This window comes from Rhodococcus sp. T2V (genome assembly GCF_029269925.1).
GTDB lineage: Bacteria > Actinomycetota > Actinomycetes > Mycobacteriales > Mycobacteriaceae > Rhodococcus_F > Rhodococcus_F koreensis.
Genome location: NZ_JARJBD010000330.1, coordinates 1 through 841, shown reverse-complemented (window position 1 = coordinate 841; position 841 = coordinate 1). Strand labels below are relative to the sequence as shown.

1 protein-coding gene is annotated in these 841 nt (G+C 67.4%); it reads left to right on the top strand.

Annotated elements, in window-relative coordinates; translation table 11 throughout:
- Positions 1–841: lipoyl synthase (gene lipA, locus P3H15_RS54195; RefSeq protein ID WP_276144855.1), on the top strand; the 841-nt coding region annotated here is incomplete at both ends.

The following is an 841-nucleotide window of genomic DNA, read 5'->3' as shown; positions in this document are numbered from 1 at the left end:
AGACTCCGATCGAACGCAAACCGAACTGGATCAAGACGAGAGCAAAGATGGGCCCGGAATACTCCGAGCTCAAGGGCCTCGTCAAACGCGAGGGTTTGCACACCGTCTGCGAAGAAGCCGGCTGCCCCAACATCTACGAATGCTGGGAAGACCGCGAGGCGACGTTCCTCATCGGCGGCGAACAATGCACCCGCCGCTGCGACTTCTGCCAGATCGACACCGGCAAACCCACCGACCTCGACCGCGACGAACCCCGCCGCGTCGCCGAATCCGTCCAGGCGATGGGACTGCGGTACTCCACCATCACCGGCGTCGCCCGCGACGACCTCCCCGACGGCGGCGCCTGGCTCTACGCCGAAACCGTCCGCAAGATCCACCACCTCAACCCCGGCACCGGCGTCGAGAACCTCATCCCCGATTTCAACGGCAAGCCGGACCTGCTCGCCGAGGTCTTCGACTCCCGCCCCGAGGTCCTCGCCCACAACCTCGAGACCGTCCCCCGGATCTTCAAACGGATCCGCCCCGCGTTCCGCTACGAACGCTCCCTCGGCGTCATCACCGCCGCCCGCGAGGCCGGGCTGGTCACCAAGTCCAACCTGATCCTCGGCATGGGCGAGACCCCCGACGAGGTCCACCAGGCGATGGAAGACCTGCACGCCGCCGGCTGCGACATCCTCACCATCACCCAGTACCTGCGCCCCTCCCCCCGGCACCACCCCGTCGAGCGGTGGGTCAAGCCCGAAGAGTTCGTCGAACACTCCCAGGCCGCCGAGGAGATCGGGTTCGCCGGCGTCATGGCCGGACCGCTCGTGCGCTCGTCGTACCGCGCCGGCCGCCTCTA